Origin of the sequence: Shewanella sp. AC91-MNA-CIBAN-0169 (assembly GCF_040310165.1) — a bacterium.
Lineage (GTDB): Bacteria > Pseudomonadota > Gammaproteobacteria > Enterobacterales > Shewanellaceae > Shewanella.
The window spans coordinates 1-21,733 of sequence record NZ_JBEOPM010000030.1 but is presented as its reverse complement, the minus strand read 5'-3'; the positions used below and the strand labels follow the sequence as shown (position 1 = coordinate 21,733).

Annotated in this window: 23 protein-coding genes; 6 read left to right on the top strand and 17 right to left on the bottom strand. The window is 41.2% G+C overall.

The window, feature by feature from the left end; translation table 11 throughout:
- Positions 1 to 138: 138 nt before the first annotated feature.
- On the bottom strand, positions 139 to 465 hold the full coding sequence (trxA, locus tag AAEY98_RS19455) for a thioredoxin TrxA (RefSeq protein WP_011635949.1): 327 nt from the start codon (positions 463 to 465) through the stop codon (positions 139 to 141).
- 153 nt (positions 466 to 618) lie between these two features.
- Here trxA and rhlB point away from each other — a divergent pair, with 153 nt between their 5' ends.
- Both rhlB and AAEY98_RS19445 read left to right on the top strand, forming a co-directional pair.
- Positions 619 to 1,923: an ATP-dependent RNA helicase RhlB gene (gene rhlB, locus AAEY98_RS19450; RefSeq protein WP_101086263.1), complete on the top strand. Its 1,305-nt coding sequence runs from the start codon at positions 619 to 621 to the stop codon at positions 1,921 to 1,923.
- 3 nt (positions 1,924 to 1,926) lie between these two features.
- Positions 1,927 to 2,868, top strand: coding sequence for a Ppx/GppA phosphatase family protein (locus AAEY98_RS19445; protein ID WP_335692970.1), 942 nt, complete (start codon positions 1,927 to 1,929; stop codon positions 2,866 to 2,868).
- A gap of 113 nt (positions 2,869 to 2,981) precedes the next feature.
- Here the strand turns inward: AAEY98_RS19445 and AAEY98_RS19440 are convergent, their stop codons facing one another.
- The 13 genes from AAEY98_RS19440 to rraA all read right to left on the bottom strand — a co-directional run bounded on the left by AAEY98_RS19440 (position 2,982) and on the right by rraA (position 14,540).
- On the bottom strand, positions 2,982 to 3,533 hold the full coding sequence (locus tag AAEY98_RS19440; RefSeq protein WP_351018947.1) for a thioredoxin family protein: 552 nt from the start codon (positions 3,531 to 3,533) through the stop codon (positions 2,982 to 2,984).
- 227 nt (positions 3,534 to 3,760) lie between these two features.
- Entirely contained in the window at positions 3,761 to 4,774 is a 1,014-nt protein-coding gene (gene hemB / locus AAEY98_RS19435; protein ID WP_101086260.1) for a porphobilinogen synthase, read from the bottom strand.
- A gap of 14 nt (positions 4,775 to 4,788) precedes the next feature.
- A complete protein-coding gene (locus AAEY98_RS19430) occupies positions 4,789 to 6,714 on the bottom strand; it encodes a sensor domain-containing diguanylate cyclase (protein ID WP_351018944.1) in 1,926 nt (641 codons plus the stop codon).
- Positions 6,711 to 7,529 carry a TatD family hydrolase gene (locus AAEY98_RS19425; protein WP_351018941.1) on the bottom strand — a complete coding sequence of 273 codons (819 nt, stop codon included), beginning with the start codon at positions 7,527 to 7,529 and terminating at the stop codon, positions 6,711 to 6,713. The genes AAEY98_RS19430 and AAEY98_RS19425 overlap by 4 nt, the downstream gene beginning before the upstream one ends.
- A gap of 18 nt (positions 7,530 to 7,547) precedes the next feature.
- Positions 7,548 to 8,084: a hypothetical protein gene (locus AAEY98_RS19420; RefSeq protein WP_192115386.1), complete on the bottom strand. Its 537-nt coding sequence runs from the start codon at positions 8,082 to 8,084 to the stop codon at positions 7,548 to 7,550.
- 45 nt (positions 8,085 to 8,129) lie between these two features.
- Positions 8,130 to 8,876 carry a twin-arginine translocase subunit TatC gene (gene tatC, locus AAEY98_RS19415; RefSeq protein ID WP_101086256.1) on the bottom strand — a complete coding sequence of 249 codons (747 nt, stop codon included), beginning with the start codon at positions 8,874 to 8,876 and terminating at the stop codon, positions 8,130 to 8,132.
- A 3-nt stretch (positions 8,877 to 8,879) separates the two neighbouring features.
- Positions 8,880 to 9,293, bottom strand: coding sequence for a Sec-independent protein translocase protein TatB (gene tatB / locus AAEY98_RS19410; protein ID WP_101086255.1), 414 nt, complete (start codon positions 9,291 to 9,293; stop codon positions 8,880 to 8,882).
- A 6-nt stretch (positions 9,294 to 9,299) separates the two neighbouring features.
- On the bottom strand, positions 9,300 to 9,539 hold the full coding sequence (tatA, locus tag AAEY98_RS19405) for a Sec-independent protein translocase subunit TatA (RefSeq protein WP_101086254.1): 240 nt from the start codon (positions 9,537 to 9,539) through the stop codon (positions 9,300 to 9,302).
- A gap of 110 nt (positions 9,540 to 9,649) precedes the next feature.
- The gene (ubiB, locus tag AAEY98_RS19400) at positions 9,650 to 11,299 is read right to left on the bottom strand and encodes a ubiquinone biosynthesis regulatory protein kinase UbiB (protein WP_335692967.1); all 1,650 of its coding nucleotides are present in this window, start codon (positions 11,297 to 11,299) and stop codon (positions 9,650 to 9,652) included.
- Positions 11,296 to 11,916 carry a ubiquinone biosynthesis accessory factor UbiJ gene (locus AAEY98_RS19395; protein WP_162022215.1) on the bottom strand — a complete coding sequence of 207 codons (621 nt, stop codon included), beginning with the start codon at positions 11,914 to 11,916 and terminating at the stop codon, positions 11,296 to 11,298. Before AAEY98_RS19395 ends, ubiB begins: the two co-directional genes overlap by 4 nt.
- Positions 11,916 to 12,671 (bottom strand): bifunctional demethylmenaquinone methyltransferase/2-methoxy-6-polyprenyl-1,4-benzoquinol methylase UbiE, encoded by a 756-nt coding sequence (ubiE, locus tag AAEY98_RS19390; protein WP_011635964.1) that lies wholly within the window; start codon positions 12,669 to 12,671, stop codon positions 11,916 to 11,918. The genes AAEY98_RS19395 and ubiE overlap by 1 nt, the downstream gene beginning before the upstream one ends.
- A 255-nt stretch (positions 12,672 to 12,926) precedes the next feature.
- Positions 12,927 to 13,961, bottom strand: a complete 1,035-nt coding sequence (locus AAEY98_RS19385; RefSeq protein WP_392341138.1) for a formimidoylglutamase — start codon at positions 13,959 to 13,961, stop codon at positions 12,927 to 12,929.
- Positions 13,962 to 14,054: 93 nt separating this feature from the next.
- A complete protein-coding gene (rraA, locus tag AAEY98_RS19380; RefSeq protein ID WP_162022217.1) occupies positions 14,055 to 14,540 on the bottom strand; it encodes a ribonuclease E activity regulator RraA in 486 nt (161 codons plus the stop codon).
- 386 nt (positions 14,541 to 14,926) lie between these two features.
- Between rraA and AAEY98_RS19375 the strand changes: the two genes are divergently transcribed.
- The 3 genes from AAEY98_RS19375 to AAEY98_RS19365 all read left to right on the top strand — a co-directional run bounded on the left by AAEY98_RS19375 (position 14,927) and on the right by AAEY98_RS19365 (position 17,401).
- The gene (locus tag AAEY98_RS19375) at positions 14,927 to 15,175 is read left to right on the top strand and encodes a YgjV family protein (RefSeq protein WP_101086249.1); all 249 of its coding nucleotides are present in this window, start codon (positions 14,927 to 14,929) and stop codon (positions 15,173 to 15,175) included.
- A 536-nt stretch (positions 15,176 to 15,711) separates the two neighbouring features.
- Positions 15,712 to 16,224 carry a phosphatase PAP2 family protein gene (locus tag AAEY98_RS19370; protein ID WP_182745125.1) on the top strand — a complete coding sequence of 171 codons (513 nt, stop codon included), beginning with the start codon at positions 15,712 to 15,714 and terminating at the stop codon, positions 16,222 to 16,224.
- 127 nt (positions 16,225 to 16,351) lie between these two features.
- On the top strand, positions 16,352 to 17,401 hold the full coding sequence (locus AAEY98_RS19365) for an MJ1255/VC2487 family glycosyltransferase (protein WP_101086247.1): 1,050 nt from the start codon (positions 16,352 to 16,354) through the stop codon (positions 17,399 to 17,401).
- A 72-nt stretch (positions 17,402 to 17,473) separates the two neighbouring features.
- Here the strand turns inward: AAEY98_RS19365 and rsd are convergent, their stop codons facing one another.
- On the bottom strand, positions 17,474 to 17,941 hold the full coding sequence (gene rsd / locus AAEY98_RS19360; RefSeq protein ID WP_162022219.1) for a sigma D regulator: 468 nt from the start codon (positions 17,939 to 17,941) through the stop codon (positions 17,474 to 17,476).
- 456 nt (positions 17,942 to 18,397) lie between these two features.
- On the opposite strand from rsd, the gene hemE reads away from it, so the two are divergent.
- Positions 18,398 to 19,462, top strand: coding sequence for a uroporphyrinogen decarboxylase (gene hemE / locus AAEY98_RS19355; protein ID WP_101086245.1), 1,065 nt, complete (start codon positions 18,398 to 18,400; stop codon positions 19,460 to 19,462).
- A gap of 586 nt (positions 19,463 to 20,048) precedes the next feature.
- Here hemE and AAEY98_RS19350 read toward each other — a convergent pair.
- Both AAEY98_RS19350 and AAEY98_RS19345 read right to left on the bottom strand, forming a co-directional pair.
- Positions 20,049 to 20,588, bottom strand: coding sequence for a hypothetical protein (locus AAEY98_RS19350; protein WP_351018935.1), 540 nt, complete (start codon positions 20,586 to 20,588; stop codon positions 20,049 to 20,051).
- 25 nt (positions 20,589 to 20,613) lie between these two features.
- A complete protein-coding gene (locus tag AAEY98_RS19345; protein WP_351011369.1) occupies positions 20,614 to 21,099 on the bottom strand; it encodes a hypothetical protein in 486 nt (161 codons plus the stop codon).
- Positions 21,100 to 21,733: the final 634 nt, after the last annotated feature.

Here is a 21,733-nt window from a genome sequence, read left to right as displayed (position 1 = left end):
AGAGGTTAATTGAAAAAATCTGATGAATAAATTAGCACTTTATATGTTGGCCGTCCAGAAATTTAGCGTAAATAAAATCTAAAAACGGCACAAATTGTTCAAAACTTGTGCCGTTTAACATTTCTAGGCTATTTCTAGTTAGATTTTAGCGTCAATGAATTCTTTTAGTTGCGTCTTTGATAGTGCACCAACTTTAGTTGCCACTAGCTCGCCACCTTTGAACATTAACAATGTTGGAATACCGCGTACGCCGTATTTCGCAGGTGAAACGTTGTTTTGGTCAACGTTTAGTTTTGCGACGGTTAGTTTGCCTGCGTACTCTTCGGCAACATCGTTTAGGATTGGGGCAATCATTTTACAAGGACCACACCACTCAGCCCAGAAGTCGACTAATACTGGTGTTTCAGACTTTAATACGTCGTTTTCAAAGCTGTCATCGCTTAGGTATACAATTTTATCGCTCATGTAGTTCTCCAGATTTGGTTCCATTGCTAGTTTATTAATGGCTTACCATGTATATTGGGTCAGTTAAATAGCTTTTCAAGAGACCGTTTTAGTAATGTAGCTATTTCAAACGATCGAATCTTTTTTTGCAACCCCTACAGGTATGCTTGTGCTATGAGCCAAACACATTTATCGACCCAGAAATTCGCCGACTTCCCTTTAAAGCCCGAAATACTCGCGGCATTGAACGAGAACGGCTTTGAGTTTTGCACGCCAATACAGGCGTTATCTTTACCTATTTTACTTAATGCAAAAGATATTGCCGGACAAGCCCAAACCGGCACCGGTAAAACTATGGCATTTTTAGTGGCCACATTTAACCACTTACTCAATGTTGCTGCACCTGAGAGTCGCAAAGCAACCGAACCCCGCGCTATTATTATGGCGCCAACGCGAGAATTAGCAATTCAGATTGCTAAAGATGCCAAGTTATTAGCGGCACATACAGGCTTAAAAGTTGGTATTGTTTACGGTGGCGAAAGCTATGAAACCCAACGCGCTGTATTAGACAAAGGCGTTGATATTCTGATTGGTACCACCGGACGTATTATTGATTATGTACGTCAGGGTGTCATTAGTCTAAGCCACATTCAAGCCGTTGTGCTTGATGAAGCCGACCGTATGTTTGATCTTGGTTTTATTAAAGACATTCGCTTTTTGTTCCGCAGAATGCCTGATGCTAAGTCACGTTTGAATATGTTGTTTTCTGCCACGCTTTCAATGAAAGTGCAGGAATTAGCATACGATCATATGAATGATCCTGAAAAAGTTGAAATCGAACCATTAGAAAAAACTTCTAAAAATATCAAAGAAGAAATTTTCTATCCGTCGATGGAAGACAAGATGCGTTTATTACTGAGTCTAATCGAAGAAGATTGGCCAGATAAAGCGATTGTGTTTTCGAACACAAAACACAGCTGTGAAAAGTTGTGGTCTTATTTAGAAGGTGATGGTCATCGTGTGGGTTTGTTAACCGGCGATGTTCCGCAAAAGAAGCGTATTCGCATTCTTGAGCAATTTACCTCAGGTGATATCGATGTTTTAGTGGCAACAGATGTGGCCGCTCGTGGGTTACATATTTCTGATGTGTCACACGTATATAACTATGATTTACCTGATGATTGTGAAGATTATGTGCATCGTATTGGCCGAACAGGTCGTGCGGGACAGAAAGGTATTTCAGTCAGTTTTGCTTGTGAAGAATATGCACTGAATTTACCTGAAATTGAAACTTATATTAATCATTCAATTCCAGTGTCTAATTACGATAAAGATGCGTTACTAGATGATATTCCGCCTCCGGCGCGTATTCATCGTAAGCCTCCTACATCTCGGACTCGTGATGGTGGAAGTAAAGGTGCGCATCGTAGTGGTGGAAATACTTCGCGTCCGCCACGCCATAGGACTCGTAGACCATAGTCAATGCCATTGTTAACTGTATCTCAGCCGTATGCGGCGATAACATTAGGTTCTAACAGTTTCAATATGTTAGTGGCTAATTCGGTGGGTAATAAGCCGATTGTTATCGCTAAATATAAACGCAAAGTACGCCTTGCCGAAGGTATAGGTGATGACGGTATGTTGTCTGAACCTGTTATGCTGCGTGGTTTAGAATGCTTAGCCATGTTTGCCGACATGTTAGCGCAGCACCATATCGATAGCGCTAATGTGGCTGTATTTGCTACCGCTACTTTGCGTGTTATCCGTAATGCCGATGAATTTCACCAGCGAGCGATGCCAATATTGTTGCATCCAATCGAGGTCATTTCGGGATTGCGCGAAGCTGAACTGATTTATCAAGGTATGGTGGCCACCACTAAAGGTGAGGGACGCCGGTTAGTGATTGATATTGGCGGCGCTAGTACCGAGTTTATTATTGGTGACGGCAATCAGGTGTTGTTTAAAACCAGTTTGCCAATGGGGTGCGTGCTATTTAATCAACGATTTTTTAGTCATGCGCCGCTTCAAAGCATCGATTTTGAACAGGCCGTAGATTACGTTAATATGATTTTGGCAGAACATCGTCCTCACTTACTCAATTTAGGGTGGCAAAGTGTTGTAGGGGCTTCTGGTGCGGTTCAATCAGTGGTATCGGTGTTACAGCATCGACAACGCTCTGAAGTGATTACCCTTAAGATTTTGTATGCTTTTCGTGATGAAATATTATCGCAAGCGGATGCTAGGCTTAGTGGTATTAACGGCTTAAATGCCGAACAAGCTCCTACATTTGCTGCGGGAGTTGCGATTTTAATCGCGTTGTTTGAAAGTCTATCAATGAGTCGTTTACATCTTGCTGGTGGCGCACTTCGCGAAGGCGTATTACAACTGTTAGCCGATCGCATAGCCGCTAAAGTCTCGTTGTAGTTACTGACATAAGCGTAATAAAAAATAGGTCGCCATTGGCGACCTATTTTTTTGATTATTAAGTTATTACTTTTAGTTGTTTAAACAAACATTTTCAATAACTTCTTACATAACTACTTTAAAATCTCAACTAAATCGGCTTCCAGTGTGGCTTGAGGGCGTTCAACGATACGACCTAGCTCATTGCCTTGCTGTTTAACGATAAACGTTGGAATGCGGCTGAACGCATATTTTGCCGCTAAACCTTCAGGGTCCTGCTTGCTTCGGTCGACACCAATGTATTCAACTTCAATGTTGGGATTGGCTGCCGCTTCAATAATTCGCATAAAATGCGGTGTTTCGCGATGGCAGTCAGGGCACCAAGTGCCAATAATCACGACTATTTGCGTCGGTTCTTTAATGGCTTTGAGTACATCGATTGCTTGCGCATCAACTTGGTAATTGGTAAACCCTTCAGTATAGCCTGGTAATTCAGTCGTTAGAGTTTGTGGTTGGATTACGCCAGTTAAAATCACTTCTTGTTTCTCCTCGCTGCATGTTGCCATAAAGCCTTGTTGATCTTTTTCAAATGCGCAACCTGAATTCGCAGATGCGGCCATAGGCAGCATTTGGGCACTGAAAAAGAATGCCGTGGTGGCCAATAATGTTCTAACGTTATTGTGCATGATAATGTCTCGCTTAAGAAGAAAATACTGTTCTTGAGTGTATTCAAGCATGCTTAAACAGGGCTGTTAAGAGACTATGAGCTATGATGTAGAGCTGATCACGATAATGAGGTGTATGTGACTTGTCCCACGAGGTAATTGAATTAAACCGACGCAAAGTAGGCAGTGTTAAATTAACAAAGCCAACCCGAGATGGATTGGCTTTATAACCACTCAATATCGGAGGTTTATGAGTTTTGTTCTTTAAGCCACTGAGCAGCACGTTTAGCAAAGTAGGTTAAAATACCGTCTGCACCAGCGCGCTTAAAGCAAAGTAATGACTCCATCACAATGGCTTTTTCTGCTAACCAACCGTTTTGAATAGCAGCCATGTGCATGGCGTACTCACCACTGACTTGGTAAGCAAATGTTGGCACTGCTAATTCAGTTTTGACACGGCGTACTATGTCTAAATAAGGCATCCCTGGTTTAACCATGACCATGTCAGCACCTTCTTGGATATCTAATGCCACTTCGTGTAATGCTTCGTCGCTATTGGCCGGATCCATTTGGTAGCTGTGTTTATTGCCACCTTTTAAATTACTAGCCGATCCGACAGCATCACGAAAAGGACCATAATAACTTGAGGAATACTTAGCGGAATAAGCCATGATCTGAGTATTCACAAAGCCATTTTCTTCAAGGGCTTGGCGAATTGCACCTATACGACCGTCCATCATGTCTGATGGCGCGACAATATCTGCCCCTGCAGCGGCATGAGATAAAGCCTGCTTGACTAGGATCTCGGTGGTGATGTCATTCATGATATAACCAGTGTCATCGATAATACCGTCTTGACCATGAGTCGTGTAGGGATCTAAAGCTACATCAGTCATGATACCAAGCTGTGGGAATGCTTGCTTTAATTCACGCACGGCACGCTGCACTAATCCATCAGGATTGTAAGATTCTTCTGCCAGTAAACTCTTTTTATCCGCTGGCGTCACGGGGAATAATGCAATAAGCGGAATGCCAAGCTCAACCAGCTCAGCGGCTTCTTTTAACAATAGATCAACTGAAAATCGTTCAATTCCTGGCATTGAAGCAATTTTTTCTGAGCGTTGAAAACCTTCTAACACAAACATTGGATAAATGAGATCGTTAACTGTTAAGGTATTTTCAGACATTAAACGACGGCTAAATTCATGTTTACGCATGCGGCGCATTCTGCGCTGTGGAAAGGCACTAGTAATAATATTCAATTTCGACTCCTGGTTTAGATCTCGTCTGTTTCGAGCGGGTAATAGCAGACTTTGTTACGGCCACTGCGTTTGGCTTTATACAGGGCTTTATCTGCTTGTTCTAGTAATAGCATTGGATGCTCATCACTGTCGATAATTGTCTCACTCACACCGATACTGACCGTTAAGGGTATCGTGTAACCATTATGGGCAATGGTAAGATCGCTGATAGCTTGGCGAATTTGCTCCGCAACTAGCAGAGCACCTTCTATATCTGTACTCGGTAATATAATAGCAAATTCTTCACCACCAAAACGTGATACGAGATCCGTTGGACGTTTAATGTATTCACATAATGTATTTGCAATCATCTTTATGGTGTAGTCGCCACTAAGGTGACCATATTGGTCATTGATATTTTTAAATTTATCGATATCAATCATTAACAAAGACATCGGTGTCTGTTGGCGTCGGCTAATACGGCCTTCTGCAATGAGGCGACGATCAAAAGCACTACGATTCTTCACTCCAGTAAGGCTGTCTATGGTGTTTTGTTCTGTCAGCTTTTGATTCACCTCATTGAGTTCACGTAAGGTAATTTCTAATTCAAGTGTCCGTTCTTGAACCATTTGCTCAAGTTTTTCACTATTTCCAGCCTCACTACGCAGTGCTTCTTCACGGATTTCTCGCAGCCGTTGTTCTTGCTCTAATGTCTGTTGCTGGATCTCAAATTTAGCCTTTCGTTCATCGTTATAACGTAAGGCGAGTACTGCCGCCATGGTGATGACTTCAAAAGTGAGTCCTATCATTACGGGGATCTGTGGCGATATGCTTAGGGTGATTAGACCGAGATAAATTAGCCCTGTGATGATGCACCCAATCATTAAGCCCATACGGCCAATGGCATATAAAGGGGCATTGCGTTGGCCGCTAAAAGCTTGGATTAATGAGAAAGCCATTAGGATTGTGCTGATAGTTAACACCACAAATGCTAAAATATACAGCGCAAAACTGTAGTTAATAAATGGAATGATGATCGTTAAGCCAAAACAAAGCACTGCCATGATGCGACAAATACGCAGCATTTTTAGATTATGATATTTTAGTTGCAATACTTTTTCAGTAAACATCAATGAAAAACCCAATGTTAATGGGATAATAATAATAAAAATATACTGTTGTATAATGGGCCATTGAGGCCACAAATAGCGAAATGATACGCCATGAATTGTCGCCGTGAGTAACGTAAGCCCTAATACATAGCCGCTGTAATAACTGTAACTATAAGATGCCGACGCGAGCGCGATAAATAAACTGAACAAGCAAATAGCGAGTAATAATCCTATTTGCATGCCATTAAACAAATTCTTAGTTTCAGTGAGTTGGGTTAGGTCGTTTGATGACCACAACACTAATGGCAAACTGATGCTACCTTTGCTGTCTATTTTTAAATAAAAAGTATGTGTATCACCAGGTTCAAAATTAACTGGGTATAAAAAGATATTGCTTTGTAGTGGTCGTTGCTTAAACGGTAAGGAGTCGCCCATTATTTCAGTACTGACCAGTTCCCCATTGATCAGGTGGTATATTTTAACACTGTCGAGCAATGGGTTATCTAAGGCAATAATGCGTGATAGATGGTCGTTGGGATTAAATATACTAAAACTCACCCAATAGTTTTTAATGCCTATTTGATATGGTTGATTGGTATCAAGTTTTTTCCAGCTGTTTTCTGGCCGTTGTAATAATGTGGTTAGGTTTTCAATATCATTACTTTGATTGGCATAAACCCAGTCGTGTAATTCAATTTTCGTTATGGAGTCTGATGTCAGTCTAAGCGGTATCCCAGAGAGTGTATTAGCCCAACAATTTTGGCCAATAAACAGCAAAAAAAATCCAAGGAGTATCCTAAATTGATACTGGCATAACTGTTGTAAATGATGCGATATGATGGCCATCATGAGTTATTATTCACGCTAAAATGAACTGGCAATTGGAAAAATTCACAACTGTTTTTATAACATTCTTGCGCTAATGATTGTACTGATTGTTGGCGTAAATTGGCCATGTATTCGACAATATAAGGTAAGTATTGGGGTAAGTTTTTACTCGATTTAGGTTTAGGTCGCATACTGCGAGGTAATAAGTAAGGACTATCGGTTTCTGCCATAATGCGATGATTAGGAATTAATGGTACTAATTGAGCAAGGTCTTGCCCTCGACGTTCATCGCAAATCCACCCAGTAATGCCAATATATAAATCAGCGGCTAAGCACTCAATTAACTCATCTTTACTACCAGTAAAGCAGTGTAGTAAGGCATTAGGGAGATGAGCTCGATACTCATTTACAATGGCGATAAAATCGCTATGAGCTTCACGACAATGCATCAGCACTGGCATATTGAGTTCGCAAGCTAGCTCTAATTGCGCTGCAAATACCTTTCTTTGTACCGGGCGTGGTGAAAAGTCACGATTGTAGTCAAGCCCACATTCACCAATAGCTACCACGGTGTCTTGTTTGGCCAGCTGAGTTAAACGTGCTTTGCTATGTTGATCCCAAGATGATGCATGATGCGGATGTACACCTGTCGTGCAGTATAGTTGTTGCGGGTATTGTTGGCAGAGAGATATTGAGTCGGAGCTTTCATCGAGATCGCTGCCAATAACAATTAACGGCGAAACATGATGTTTCGCCGCGTCATTGATAATAGTGTCAATATCGTGCTTCAGCCTGTCGCTAAGCAGATTAACAGCAATGTCGATGTATTGAGTCATGTAATAAAAGTACTGTAGTTACTTTAATCGTCTAACTCGGGTAGTAGCATTGCGATCATCGCTACCCAATAAAAATGAATTCAATGCACCTGTTTCAATAAAGATGCGTTGACCTTTTTTGATTTTATAATACTTTGAGCTACTTTGCTTCCAGACTTGACCATTGCTGAGTGTTATCACAAATGCGCCTAACGCATCTTTCTTAACACTAATGACTTCAGAGTAAATCTTATCGACTTCATCTTCTATGACTTTCTTTTGTAAACCAAAATCATCAACGCTGAGTACTTGAGGACTTGTTGCAACCAAAGGTAACACAACGTTTGGTGTAGCGGGTGGCCTTGGAGCCTCAGATGGGGCAATCTTAGTTGTATTTGCCGTCGTCATTATGTGAGCACTGGGTTTAGCATTAGCAGCTAATTCGTCATAACAAGTTAATCGCACAGTTTTGTCCGTTTTAGCGGCACATATAGACAGTTGCTGGCCAAGATTGGTATTGGCATATGCATTAGCCGAGATCAATATGATCCCGACGGCAATTAAACTTAAACGCATTGATTCTTCCTTATTATTTTAGTCTGTAGAGCCTTTCTTTATCGCTTAATTTTCAGCTTCTTCGTTCTCTGGCTCATCTTCTTTTTTGCTGTAGAAACGTGCGGCGATTAGTCCACCTTCAAACAATAACAGCATTGGTACGGCTAGCATAGTCTGCGAGATAATATCGGGCGGTGTGAGTACCATGCCAACAACAAAAGCTCCTACTACAATATAAGGGCGTTTTTGGCGTAACTCATCGGGTGTTGTAACACCAGCCCAGCAAAGCAAAACGACTGCTACAGGTATTTCAAAAGCTAAACCAAAGGCAAAAAATAATTTTAGAATAAAACTCAAATAACTGCTGATATCAGTAGCAACTTGTACGCCTTCTGGAACGACACTGGTGAAAAACCCAAATACAACTGGGAAAACAATATAGTAGGCAAAGGCTATTCCAAGATAAAACAACAGAGTGCTGCTGGCTAACAAGGGAACAACTAAGCGTTTTTCATGTTTATATAACCCAGGGGCGACAAAAGACCATACTTGATAAAGCACATAGGGAATGGCGATGAAGAATGCTAATACTAGTGTTAATTTAAAGGGTGCAAAAAAAGGCGCGGCTACGTCGGTTGCAATCATACTGCCCGTTTCTGGAAGCGAGCGCATTAAAGGCAAAGCTATGTAGTGATAAATATCGTTAGCCCAATACACAATAGTAATGAATACCAATAACACACTGCCAATGGCTTTAAGCAATTTGTTACGTAATTCAAGCAAATGGCTAATAAGCGGTTGCTGTTGCGACATGGATTATCCGTTTGATTTAGGGTTTGAACTGTTTTCGCTAGTCACTTCAGATGACTTAGCTTCTTTGACTGAAGGAGACTCGTCAGCTGATTTTTTTGGCTCGACAGGTGATGTGTCTTCAACCTTATAAGGACGATTCACTGATTCAGCGGCTTTTTTCAGCTGATCAATCGACTCTTGTAACTCTGGCGACAAATTGGCTAAACCTTTGCTTTCAGCTTTTTTTAAATCAGCATGTAACTGATCAATTTTAAGCTCTTGCTCAAGTTCATCTTTGACAGAGTTAGCCATGCGCTTAAGCGCACGGATCCAACCTGTTAACGAACGTACTGCAACCGGTAGTCTTTCGGGGCCTAGTACCACTAGCCCCAAAATACCGATCAGCAGCAGCTCCATAAAGCCGATACCGTCAAACATAATAAATTACGCCTGTTTATCTTTAGATTCTGTTTCAGGTTGCTTTTCTGCAGCCTGTTGCGAAGTCGCTGCCGTTTGGTCTTTGTCTTCTAGTGATTTACTTTCATCTTCTGGAGTCATGGCGTTTTTAAAGCCTTTTACTGCTCCACCTAAATCACCGCCCAAAGAACGCAATTTTTTAGTCCCAAATAATAGAATGACAATTAACGCTACGATTAGAAGCTGCCAAATACTGATGCCGCCCATGAAGATTTTCCTCTTTAAAGTAAAAATGGTTTTTGTAAAAAAGTTATTTCAAAATCCATAATAACACCCAATTCTTTAAGTATTATGAACCTCTAATAAATTAGTGCTAGTTAAAACTTACGATTCTTTGGCCTAGATCGCCATCCTATTGCCCAAATCAATATGCCTGCACCTATACAGGTATATGCAGGCCATAGTGTAGCTATTTGAGTAAATAAAATTGTGCCACAGATCAATAATACAGCCGAAGTGATAAGTAGATAATTACTCTTGTGCGATTTCTGTTGGTAGCGCAAGTACTTATCTAACATTTGCTGTTGAGTGCCGAGTAATTTACGCCCTAGTTTTAAATTGTCGTAAATCAATTCAGGAAACTCAGGGAGTTTATCAGCCCAAAATGGCGCATTTGATTTTACTTTATTGAACATGGCTTTAGGGCCAACTTGTTCTGACATCCAATTTTCTAGGAAGGGTTTGGCGGTTTGCCATAAATCTAATTGTGGATATAACTGACGGCCTAAACCTTCAATATACAGTAAGGTTTTTTCGAGTAACACCAATTGTGGCTGCACCACAATATCAAAATGACGCGCAGTCCTAAACAGCTCTAACAGAACATGACCGAATGAAATTTCATCCAATGGTTTATTAAACATGGGTTCGCAAACTACTTTTACAGCTTGTTCAAACGCAATAATATCTGTGTGTTCAGATACCCAACCTGACTCAATATACAGCTGGGCAATACGGTGATAATCGCGATTAAAAAAGGCTAAAAAGTTTTCTGCTAGGTAACGTTTATCCACTTCGGTTAATGTGCCCATAATGCCGCAGTCTAGGCCGATATAAAATGGGTCGTCTGGATGTTCACGACTGATAAAAATATTGCCTGGATGCATATCTGCGTGGAAAAAATTGTCGCGAAACACTTGGGTGAAAAACAATTCTACACCGCGTTCAGCAAGCAGTTTAAAGTTGGTACCTTGAGCTCGTAACGCTTCGGTGTCAGAGACTGGAATACCGTAAATGCGTTCCATGACCATAAGGCGTTGATAACTGTGTTCTTCGTAAACAAAAGGCACATACAGCGAATTAGAATCCAGAAAATTATTGCGCAGTTTGATGGCGTTAAGCGCTTCGAGCTTTAAGTTTAGCTCGCCTAAAATGGTGGTGCGGTAATCTTCAATCACTTCTGCTGGGCGTAAACGATTACCGTCACCTAATAAGGTTTCGAGTAAGTTAGCCGTTTGAGTCATTAACTGTAAGTCAGCTAATATCTGCTGCTCAACATTAGGTCGCAGCACTTTAAGCACCACGGCTTTACCGTTAGATTTTAAGGTAGCGGTGTGTACTTGCGATATTGAGGCGGAGGCTAATGGCGTGTCATTAAAGTCATCAAAATAGGTTTCTATCGGTGCCTTTAATTCTGCTTCAATTGCTTGGCGTGCCAAGGCTGAGTCAAATGGTGGCACTCTGTCTTGCAACATGGCCAACTGATACGCCCATTCGTCGTCAAGTAAATCACGGCGAGTCGACAGCATTTGTCCTAATTTGATGTATACCGGCCCTAAATCTTGCATCGCTAATTTTAAGCGCTCTGCAGGCGATTTAGTTTTATGCTTATTACGGATCCAAAATAAGCTGTTGCGCACAATGGCGAAATACCAGGGCTTTTTGTGTTTAGGTATTAAGTCATCTAAGCCAAAATGCAGAATGGTTTTAATGACATGGTAACCACGCCTGATACTTGCAGTTGTCATTGCGTTATTTGATCTCTTATTTGGGCTATTTTGGCTTCGATACGTTCGGTTTGACTCACCAGTTCGTCCAGATTATCACGAAAATGTAGCCATTCGATTTTATGCGGCGCGAGACGATATTCTTCAGTGGTTAACTGGCTGATGTGTGAGCGAGTTTTTTGTAAGACTAGCTTGATATCATGGTTAAATTGTTTTGCTGTAGCAACGAGTTTATGCGTCGGAGCATCACCAATATAACGTGATAATGGTTCGGCAAAATCAACATGAATATTCTGTAAATAATGGCTTAACGATTGCAGTAATTGAATATCGCCTTCCAAACTGAGTTTATCTTGTTTGATAAGCTCAGTTAAATTAGCGCCTTCAGTCAGCTGATATAATGTTGATACATCAGCACGTACGGTTACTGCTACATCACCTTCGTAATGGCTCAGCACTTGAATTTGTTTGGCAAACACCAAATAAATGGGCCAATTTAACTGACTCAGCTGGATACAAAATACTTTGCCGTGCAATGACTTTTGGCGAGCATAGTCACTTTTAGCCTGTGCTGGCAGTTGGTTAAAAGCGGTTTCAATGGCAGCACAAGTTAACAAAGCAAAGTGATTAGGGGTCATTAGAACTTATAACCTCTATGTAATGCGACAACGCCGTCTGTCATGTTGGTGTAGTCGACTTGTTCAAATCCTGCATCTACCATCATTTGTTTAAGCGTTTCTTGATCAGGATGCATCCGAATTGATTCGGCAAGGTATTCGTAGCTGTCAGCATCTTTAGTGATTAATGCGCCCATTTTAGGTAACACCTTAAAGCTATACATGTCGTAAACTTTACGCATTAATTCATGTTTAGGTGTTGAAAACTCAAGCACGAGTAGTTTTCCACCCGGCTTTAATACTCGTTGCATTGAACGTAACGCCGCATCTTTATCGGTAACATTACGTAAACCAAACGCGATAGTGATGATATCAAAATGGTTATCAGGAAACGGCAGTGCTTCAGCGTTAGCTTGAACATAGCTGACGTTATTGACGATACCTTTGTCACGTAATTTAGTGCGACCGACCTTGAGCATGGAATCATTAATGTCAGCAAGAACGACTTGACCTCTATCGCCGACTAAATGTGAAAACTTAGCCGTGAGATCGCCAGTACCACCGGCTAAATCAAGCACTTTCATCCCCGGTCTTGCAGCCGCGACTTCAATGGTGTGGCGCTTCCAAAAGCGGTGAACGCCAAAAGACATCACGTCATTCATAATGTCGTATTTTGCCGCGACGGAATGAAACACGTCAGCGACTAAGTCTGCTTTTTTATCGGCTTCGACAGTTTTATATCCAAAATGAGTGTTTTTCGGTTCGCCTTCAGACATCGGTATATTCCTATAATGTGCGATAATTAATAGCGAGTGTATGCCATTGCGAATGATTGCTGAAATGCTGCGGTGCGAGAGTGTGACAACAATCAATTAGTTGTCTTACCTTGCACCTAATATACATTTCACTTCAACTTGAACGCCGCAATGAGCTTCGCGTCGATTAGCCCCAATAAAAAGCAGCAGTTAAGGCTAAAAAATTGCCTGCATTAGAGCATAAAATTAGCCTTTAATGAATAGCCGTAGCTGATTCTAATTCAGACCGGTTAATCGACCCTGAAGATAAGCATAAATTAACTCACTGAGACCTTGACCTGCATCGCGGTAACCCGCTTCTAAACCCGCGTGATGACATGCTGGGGCAGTTTCTGCAAAATGAGCGTAATGGCATGGACAATGCTTAGCAATATAATGCACATAATGGCAGGCATCGAGTATCGATATACCGGCAAAAGTCGCTGCACTGCTGGGCATATTGGCAATCGCATCGACATCGAGCTCTAATGCGACGGGCAGTTGGGTTTGATTTAATGCTTTAGCGATTTGTTTTAATGCGGTTTCTAGTGACAGTTCACGCCGGATCCAAATTTGTTGCAAACTGTTCCATGTAGCGCCAAACAGGCTCAGTTGTTCTAGGGTTTCTTCACTATTTTTTAATTCATGCAAGCCGAGAATATGATAATGGTCGAGTGCGCCATTGGCGGCGGCATAACTAAATCCATTACCGCTGTGGCGACCTTCTCGTGGTCTAAAATCACTGTGTGGATCGAGGTTGACGGCTGCGACAGGTAGGCCTGTAGTGGCTTTTGTTGCCATTAATAAACCATAAGCATTATTGTGGCCGCCGCCGATAACGATGGGTTCTAATCCTGCTTGCATGATTTCACTTACTGCAGCAATGACGATGTCATCCAATTGTGCGGTTGCTTGGCGTAATTGTTCAACGGTAGCGGTTGTGGATACTGATGTATCAAGACTGATTTGGCCTAAAATGGCACATTCGTTACCATTAAGAAATCGATTGGACTGTAAATTAATCAACTGTTTCATGCTAGCGATAAAGGCATCATCAGCGCCGCCTCGGCCGAGGTTAGCTCGTGGTCCCACATCTTCTGCAATGGCAATAATGGCAAACTGGGCGCCACTGGATTTAGCCTGTTGTGCATTTTGTGCTAATGACAGTTCAGCCGATGCCAGATAAACCTGTTGGCCTATTTTGGTTTCATTAGGGCGTAAACTTAATAATGCATCGCAATGCTGTTGAGTAAATGCGCTAAACATGGTGATTCTCCGAATTACAGCCACAAAAAAACCAGCATAGCTGGTTTTTAAAGGAATTGTCTGCCAGCTTTTTACAAAGCTAAATTGGCTATGACGGGGTTATTCAATATCTAATGGTTCTGGAGACAGAATAACGCCCGTGTTATCAGCATAGATATGATCACCCGGTAAGAAGGTCACGCCACCAAAATTAACTGGAATTTCGATTTCGCCCACACCGTTACTTTCAGCACCGACAGGAATCGAAGCAAGCGCTTGGATACCAATATCAAGTTCTTCAAGAGCGTCAACGTCACGTACTGAACCGTAAATGAGAATACCTTCCCAATTATTGGCTACAGCAATTTCAGCAATTCTAGCATCGAGTAGCGCACGTCTTAACGATCCACCACCATCGACTAATAGGACTTTACCTTCACCGTCTTCTTCTAAAGCATCAGCAATCAAGCCATTATCTTCAAAACACTTAATTGTACTGATTGAGCCACCGAAGGAGCTGCAACCACCGTAGTTACTGAACATTGGTTCGACGACATCGACTACATCTATATACATGTCGCAGAGTTCTGAGGTGTTGTATTCCATATTTCACTCCTGTTGGACAGCAAAGGTAAATTGCTGGGTAAAGCAAAGTTAAATGAATTATATGAGCTTTTTATGAAAATAAAAGCCTTATCAATCACTGGATTGTTATAAATCAACTTATGGTGTGACTTATGCGCAGATGACGCATTGGCCTAAATAGAGAACAGGGATCAAATTTGTAAGTAATTTTCTTTCAAATTGAACCAATTAGTCGATATATGTTGATTTAGGTCATCCTAATACGTTTTTTAATTACATTTTTGCTCTACAGTTTGTTAGCATATTGCTAGATTTATTAATGTTAGTTTACAAAATAATACTAGCTTTAGGGGCACGGAACCCCCGTTACGCATACGGAAGGCAGAGAGCCTGAAACAGAGGTTCTTATGGAAAATATCAATATTATTGAAGTATTAGGCTATGCCGCATCCGTTATGGTTGCCATTTCACTAATGATGAAAGACATCGTTTTACTAAGATGGTTAAACTTTATTGGCTGTTCTTTTTTTGTCGCCTACGGATATGCAATCGAAGCATGGCCAGTAGCGGGCATGAATGCCTTTGTTGCATGCATTAACATTTTTCACTTAATTAAGATTTATCGTAATAAAGGTGCACAGCCACAAACTGCATAATTGCACGAGTCATATTAAGTTATCGTGTTAGTGAATGACGATAACACGGTCGCGATTAATAACCCCTCAAGCCAAACTTGAGGGGTTATTGCTTTAAATCGCTTTGATTTAAAGCAATAAATGGCTATCAAACCGCTCTGTATTCCCCTGTCTGCGTTTTAATGGCCCACAATAAGCTCTCTATTGACGAGTCAATACATCTTGTGAGTAACATCAATGGCAAGCACATAGTACCGATTTTAAATAAAACCGTTGTTATCGATTTATCCCATCTCTTATTCTCAGTTGAAGTGACCTCGCGGGTAAACATCAGCCGTTAAGCTTCTTTATGGTTATACGCTAATTTATGCTTATTCTCGAATTTATGGTTATTTCTAACGTGAAACTCAACTATGGGCTGTGTCATAAAACTTTAGGCTAACTGTCACCTCGTGTTCATTACCTCTGTCTATTATCTAAACTGTTAACAAATACATAACTTTAGTCGGATGAATATTAGCTAAATGATATTACCGACGTTTGACATGGAGTCAGGCATGAAGAGTATCAGCCAGTTAGATAAATATTGGTTTTATTGGATAGTGCAATTTAGTCGAGATAACGGCCTAAGTCAGGCTGCTAAACGTGTATCTGCAACCGGTGATGGCCACTATTATGCTTATTTATCTGTTGCGCTATTGTTTTTTCATCCCAATGGCCAGCACTTTTTTAATTTAGTGTTGGGGAGTTTCTTGGTTGAGTTTCCGTTGTATTTACTGCTGAAAAATAGCATTCGACGTCATCGTCCTTGCCATGCGTTAGCTGGGTTTGAGTCTGGTTTTGAACCGTCGGATAAATTTAGCTTACCTTCAGGGCACACTGCTGGCGCCTTTGTCTTTGCTAGCGTGGTGAATCTGGTGTTTCCTGCCTTAGCACCGATTGCGTTTGCTTGGGCTTGTTTTGTTGGCTCATCGCGTATCGCTCTGGGAGTTCATTATCCTGTGGATATTATGGCTGGCGCTGGGTTGGGGATCGGCTCGGTATTTCTGGTCGATCAACTGATGCTGTAAAGCTTATTTTATGACAACTGATGTAGTAATCGTTCATGTACTAGCAGTTCATGTAGTAACTGTTCATGTAGAAAGAAGCACAGCGTTTTAATCTTGATCATTAAGCCGTTGAGGGATGTAAGGCAATATGAAAATCTTGTACGGAGTTCAAGGCACAGGGAATGGCCATATCAGCCGCGCACGCGTAATGTCTACTGCGCTTAAGCAACATAATATCGATGTCGATTTTCTTTTTTCAGGCCGAACACCACAGCACTACTTTGATATGCAATGCTTTGGCGATTATCAGACCCGTAATGGTATGACTTTCGTAACCGAAAATGGTCGTGTTAATTGTGTTAAAACCGCCAAATACAATTTAACCACTCCCATTTTATCTGAAATTAAGCAGCTCGATTTAACGGGTTATGATTTAGTTTTAAACGATTTTGAACCTGTGAGTGCTTGGGCGGCCAAACAACAAAATGTGCCGTCAATCGCCATTAGTCATCAAGCAGCATTACAGTATCCAGTCCCTAAACAAGGTAACAGCTGGTTTAATGAATTTCTGCTCAACCATTTTGCACCCGTTGACATCGCTTTAGGTTGTCATTGGCATCATTTTGGCTTTCCTATTTTACCTCCATTTGTGGAGGTGTGGCCCAATGGTGGTGATCATAGCCACCAAATTTTAGTCTATTTACCCTTTGAAGAGCCTGATCGTATAGCTGCCTTTTTAGCCCCATTTGATCAATATCACTTTTCTGTTTACCACAGCACTAAACCATTGAAACCATTAGCAGAGCATATTCATTGGCATGGTTTTAATCGTGAAGGCTTTAAACAACACATGGCTCAATGTGGTGGGGTGATTGGCAATGCTGGCTTTGAGTTGGCCAGTGAGGCGATGACGTTAGGTAAAAAGTTATTGGTGAAACCGTTACAGGGGCAGTTTGAGCAATCTGCTAACGTTGCGGCGTTAGAATTACTTGCTGCGGCAGAAAGTATGCAAACTTTAGATCCTGCCGTGCTCAAGCGTTGGTTAAAAAGCCCGTCACCTAAGCCTATTGCGTATCCACAGGTAGGCGATGCATTAGTGGAGTGGTTAAAAATGGGCGATTGGCATCAGCCGCAAGATTTATGTCAACATTTGTGGTCACAAGTTGAGTTGCCTGAAAACTGGCATAAACGGCAATAATGTTTGCTGCAATCAAGTTAACCGTATTAAAAAGTGCGTCAATTCATCGCACTTTTTAATGGGCTGGCTCAATTAAGGAAGGCGTTGATATAGCAATTCTAGCAGCTGATCTTCTAATTCGAAACGAGACTCCATCGCTTGTGCTAAATGTGATAAATCGTTGTCGAGTTGATACAGCACTTGTTCGTCAGATGCGTCGGTATATTTATCATTAAAATCCAATGCCGTGTCAGTACTTTCGCTAATCAGCGGTAATAAGGCGTTGGCTGTTTCGATACTCGTTTCACCAAACTTCTCGCAAGCTTTAATAACGTTGTTGTAAACCTCAAAGTGACCTTCTGAGACATAATCAACTAATTGGGCACAAAATTGTTTCACTTGATCCATGCTCGGAAGTGATTTTTCGCTACGAGAATAGGGTGCTAATCCGGCAACGATAAAATATTGGATTAATAATTTGCGGCGATGATTAAGCCATTGATCGATTAAATTATGAGAACCGCCCCAGCGTTTTTCTGCTTTTTCTAGTTTTGTTAGCATGTCTTCTCTCTAATTGGCAGCCATTCTGTTACAACTAATGTATTGGACAAAGTGTATTGCGATCAACTGTTTTATTTTTATTTGCTTATCGACGAGCTTGCTTTGGGGATGAAAAGGACAGGGGTCTTGGAGTGGGATAATAAAAAACCCCGTGATGGCATGCCATCACGGGGTAACGAAGTTTTCAAAGGCTCGATTTGTCGGGCTTCTTGATTGTTCTTGCTAGCGCACACTTTTTATACCAAACCACTTAACGCGACGCAACTTTTAATCCAATAAATTGCGATTTACACATCAGTATTGTGTGTTTTGTGAGCATAGTGGCGGTTGTGTTAATAAAATCGACCATAGATTTAGGAATAGCTCACATAAATTCTGCATGAGTGGTTACATTAATCGCGTAAGTGCTAAACTAACGCCCAGCAAAAATCATAACAGTCTAGGAACAAAGTCCACATGGCAGAATTAAAGAATGATCGTTATTTACGTGCGTTGCTAAAGCAGCCTGTTGATGTCACTCCAGTATGGATGATGCGTCAAGCAGGACGTTATTTACCTGAGTATAAAGAAGTTCGTGCTCAAGCGGGTGACTTTATGTCTTTATGCCGTAATGCCGAATTGGCTTGCGAAGTCACTTTACAGCCGTTACGTCGTTATGACTTAGATGCTGCGATTTTATTCTCAGATATCCTGACCGTGCCAGACGCAATGGGCTTAGGTTTGTATTTTGAAGCAGGTGAAGGTCCGCGTTTTGAACGTCCAACGGATACTATCGATGCAATCAAAAAATTATGTATTCCAGATCCAGAAGATGAATTGGGTTATGTAATGCGTGCAGTGAGTACGATTCGTCGTGAACTGAATGGCTCTGTGCCGTTAATTGGTTTTTCGGGTTCTCCTTGGACTTTGGCCACTTACATGGTTGAAGGCGGCTCAAGCAAAACCTTCGAAAAAATCAAGCGTATGGCGTATGCAGAACCTGCTGCATTACACATGTTATTAGATAAGTTAGCAGACTCAGTAGTGTTATATCTTAACGCTCAGGTGGCTAACGGTGCACAATCGTTAATGATATTTGACTCGTGGGGCGGTGCGTTATCACACCACGCTTACCGTGAGTTTTCATTACGTTATATGCAAAAAATTGTTGATGGCTTAACTCGTTTTGCTGATGGCCGTAAAGTGCCAGTTACCTTGTTCACTAAGGGCGGCGGATTATGGTTAGAGTCTATGGCTGAAACAGGCTGTGATGCATTAGGTTTAGATTGGACTGTTGATATTGGTGATGCTCGTCGTCGCGTAGGTCATAAAGTGGCGTTACAAGGCAACATGGACCCATCAATGTTGTATGCTACGCCAGAGCGTATTCATCAAGAAGTTGATCAAATTCTAGCGAGTTACGGTGAAGGTACTGGCCATGTATTTAACTTAGGCCATGGTATTCATCAACATGTTGATCCTGAACATGCTGGTGCATTTATCAATTCTGTGCATGAGTTGTCTGGTAAATACCACAAGTAATTAGTGGTATTGGCTAAAAAAGCGAATCTTCGGATTCGCTTTTTTGTTGTTCGTTTTTTGTTTTTTAGCTTTTGAATGTGAGCAGTTAGTTTTTCTATTTTTCTATTTTTCTATTTTTCTATTTTACGTCTTTCCGGTAATGCTTGTGAGCCGGAATCCAGCTGTTTTTTATGATTTTGATTTAGGTTTTATGGCCTGCGGCCACTAAAGTCGTGGCGCTTCACCCACACCAGACCAAGAGGAAACCAACGGCTGCTCCCTCTTGGAACTCCCAGCCGCCACATCAAAATTATCTGAAAAGCGGTAATTTCGCGACGTGGTTGAATCCAGCTTTTGGCCTCTTTTTAATCTTGCCTCGGCCTTATTCGAAAATGCTAACGCTTCCGATGGTACATCCTGTACCGCGAAAGCTAAGCTCACATCCATGTGTGCTTCACGCTATTTTCTTCAACGGCCTCAAGTTCAGAGTTGAGTTTAGACTTTTGCAAGCGTTACTAACTCGTTTGTGGACAGAAATGATTTAGAAAAGCCAGTGTTTCAATTTACTTTTTATAAAAGTTTACCCTGATTCCAATAAATTATAAGCCTATTCACCATACCATTCTGGTTTTGATTCTTTCGAGTTCCATGCCCAGTCTCGCAAAGTTTCAATGACATTGTCACGATCATATTTATCGTAGTATGTAGGATTAAGTCCCGTGCCTTGAAAGCCATCTAATTTGCTTGCTTCAAAACAAGCTTCATCATCATCTTTACGAGATGTAATCAATGTACCGTTTTTACCACCAAACTGGGGGAGTAAACCTGTAATTTGATATTCTTCACCATCTGAGCCAATAAACTCGTATGGCGATATAAATTCTATACCCAAGTCTTTTGCTGCATTTATCCAAGCTTGCTGGGGACGATTAAACAAAGATTCTAGTAAATCAGCATTTTCATTGTCGGGTGCATTTATATCTTTATAAATGACAAAATCAACGAAACCGTCTTCATCGAAGGAGACAACCCAACGTTCTGAAAATGCTTCCACTTCCACATCAACGCACCCGATATTTTCACGGTAATCTATGCGAAGTGGAAATTTTTCTTCTTTCATTTGAGCTAAAAACTCGAAAAGTTTCATCGGTATCCTAAAGGCTTATAACGCTTCAAATATGGGGCGCGCGTTGTTTGCGCGTCCCTGCCATAATTTGTTTGTTATACGCTGACTTTTGCACTAAAAGATAGCCAAATAAAAATAACAAACCTGTCACTAACCAAATTACACCAGTGTAAAAAACAATTGAATTAACCTTCTCTGGGTGACGTATCCAAAGCTGTAAAGGTAATACTCCACGAATAATACAAAGTGTTGAAATTGTATAAATACCAAGCTTTAGCAAAGGTAACTTTCTAATAATGCCTGCACCAGATAACGCATATAGCCCGACAACCAAGAAGATGGCCGATATAAATATGGTTCCAACTGGCGCTAACCAAGTCCCATTTTTAGCGGATTCAATAACTTGAGGGGGAGCCATTTGAGCAGAAAAACATTCAGGCCCTAGGAATATACAAGACATATGGGCAATAGCAGTGGCCACAGCAATTAAGGCAACAACAACTAAATATAGGATTCCTGGCTTCGACTTCACTCGACTCTCCATTTAAGCGTATAACGCTTAAAACTAAAACAAAGGTTATTTATAGCATTAAGCATAGCGAATATAAATAATCCTTTGATTTTACTTGCTATCTGGCAGCCAGAGCGTTAACTCGTTTTGGCGGTGAATCAAAAAACGGAAATAAACGGCACTGGCGGGATATTCGTAGCCTTAAGCTAATCGCTAGATTTGATTGCGAAGAACCACTAGATAGCATTATTCTTTAGGTAAAACCGAGAATTTTCGCAATTACATAACGAGAAACAACACTGTTGTTTTAACACAAATGAATTATAACTGTATAAAAAGACAGTGTACAATCGAAAAGCTTTTTATGATGTTTATCGTAGATAGATTTACCTCAAAATGGTGCTTTCATAAACTAGCGATAACTATGTTCAAGCATAGTTTAAATTGGATATTCTCTAACAAGTAATGGGGCATAAATGATTTGCATACCTTGCTCGCGATTGGTGTGATTCAACTCAGAACTTGAGGACGTTGAAGAAAATAGAGCTAGCCTGACAGGACGTCAGGCTAGCTTTCGGTGGCCATGGATGATGAGATGGACGCTCCCTAATACGGCGTCAATGCGCCAAACTGTTGTTGAACCGCACAGTTACTT